Raw genomic sequence first — 2,188 nt, forward strand, 5'->3', positions numbered from 1 at the left:
TCTTGCTGAGGTGTCCGTCGATCGCGATGTGCGGCGTCACCGATCGTTCTCTCAAGTCGTGGACGAACTGCGTGACGTCATAGGCCTTGTCCGCGCCGAGCGTGATCCGCCGGCCTGTGCGATCACGACGATCGATCAACGCCAGCGCCGTCTCTCGTTCGGCCGTGCCGGTGGCCTGGCTGACGGCACCGCCGACCGCCAGACCATTGCGGTTCTCCATCAGAGCGTGCCCCATGTAACAGAGCTTGGCCGGCTGCCCATCCCCCTTCTTATACAGCCGGGCCTCCGGGTCGGTCGTACTTTGGTGCGTCTCGTTTGAACGCTTCTCCTTGTGGAAGCTACGTTCAGCGTTGCGTCCCGGACCCTTGCTGTCGTTGTCGTCTCCGTCCTTTCTGCGGAAGCTCTTGATCGAAGCCCACGCCTCAATCAGCGTGCCGTCGACCGAGAAGTGATCGCTCGACAACCGTCGCTTCACCTTCGGCTGAGCCAGCACGGCCGAAAGGAACTTAACGGCGATCTCACCCGCTAACAGCCGGTCGCGGTTCTTGGAGAAGGTTGAGTGGTCCCACACCGGATCGTCCACGCCCAGACCGACAAACCAGCGGAATAGCAGGTCAAATTCCAGCCGCTCCATCAATTGTCGTTCCGAGCGAATGCCGTAGAAGGCCTGCAGCAGCATCGCCCGAAGCAGCCTCTCCGGTGCAATCGAGGGCCGGCCAAAGTCCGTGTAAAGCCCCGCAAACGCCTTCGATAGATTGCCCAGCGCAGCGTTCACAATCTCCCGGATCGTCCGTAAGGGATGGTCCGGACGAACCCGCGCTTCAAGATCCACGTAACTGAACAGCGATCCAGACCGCTCGTCCGATCCTCGCATCCCGGCCTCCCGATTCAATCATCGAGAGATCACGTCCAATTCCATCCCGCCAGAGACTTCTTCAACAGCTTGCTAGCTCTAGTGTAAGCATCGCTTGCTGCCAGCCGTCTTGGCGGGTCCCCATACCGCCGCGCAGCATCGCCTTTGGCGACTTAAAGAGGCCGCTGGCGACTGATAAGGTTGGGTCGCAAGTGGAGTCAGTCTGAGAGGCCGACCGGAAATTAAAGTTGGGTGATTTCAGCAGGTTGTGATTCTTCGAGTTCGAAGCCATCGGACCGAAATCACCCGCTGTCAGCATGACAGACGGGAGTTCCGCTATGCAAGCGATTGCAGGGATGCGGAATGGGCCTTGATCGAGCTGTTGATGCCAGGGCCGAGCAAGGTCGGGCGACCGCGCAAGACCTGCATGCGATCGGTTTGGGATGCGATCCAGTACATCGCGACGACGCGATGCCAATGGGCGCTTTTGCCAAAAGATTTTCCTCCCTGCACGACGGTCCAGTCCTATTTTTATCGCCTGCGCGACAGCGGCGTGCTGGATTTGATGAATGAAGCCTTGGTTGAAATTGTGCGTAAGCTTGCTGGACGGGAGCCGCAACCAACGGCGGCGATCATCGACAGCCAAACGGTGCCGAGAGCGGAGGGCCACGCGGCTTTGATGCGGGCGCCACATCGTCACCGATACAAGAAGATCAAAGGTCGCAAGCGCACCGCCCGGATGACGCAAAGGGCTTCGTTATTGTTGCCCCGACGCTGGGTCGTCGAACGCACGTTGGCATGGCTCAACCGCTGCCGACGTCTAGACTAGCCAAGGATTGGGAGACCTCTATCACCTCGGCCGAAGCATGGCTCTTTATTGCGTCGACCCGACAACTGGTGCGCCGCATCGCCAGATCCGCCAACCTGAACTAATGAATTTTGAGTCAGACTCTGAAGCCTGTTCATTAGCGCCTGCATCCGCACCATTGCCGTCTCCGACGAGCCGGGGCGACAGCAGATCACGAGTCGAGTCGCCCGCGGGAGTTTCCCCCCCCAGGCGCTCACAGATCCGGACGTGAACGTCTCCGCTCATCCGGCTCTTACCGTCCAGCCGTCGCCTTGTGCAGCATCGGCCAATGGGCCATGTGTGGACGTATATGGACCCCGCCCGATTGCAACGACCGGCTTGATCAGGATCGACGGTCACAACTGCAGACGTATATCCGGCTTCTTGATGCGGCTGGACAACGTCTCCGCCGCGAGCCTCGATGGTTTTCGCCCGCTTCCACCTCAACGGCCCCGAGACATCGGCGCAAGCCGTGCCGGTCCACACAT

1 protein-coding gene and 1 pseudogene are annotated in these 2,188 nt (G+C 60.0%); one reads left to right on the forward strand and one right to left on the reverse strand.

The features are described from left to right. A partial coding sequence (locus XI03_RS00095) for an IS5 family transposase (protein WP_271590962.1) occupies positions 1-874 on the reverse strand: 874 nt, incomplete at its 3' end. 250 nt (positions 875-1,124) lie between these two features. Between XI03_RS00095 and XI03_RS00100 the strand changes: the two are divergent. Then, positions 1,125-1,786 (forward strand): annotated as a pseudogene (locus XI03_RS00100) (transposase). The last annotated feature ends 402 nt before the right edge of the window (positions 1,787-2,188 follow it).

Origin of the sequence: Bradyrhizobium sp. CCBAU 65884 (assembly GCF_028128835.1) — a bacterium.
GTDB classification, from domain to species: domain Bacteria; phylum Pseudomonadota; class Alphaproteobacteria; order Rhizobiales; family Xanthobacteraceae; genus Bradyrhizobium; species Bradyrhizobium ottawaense.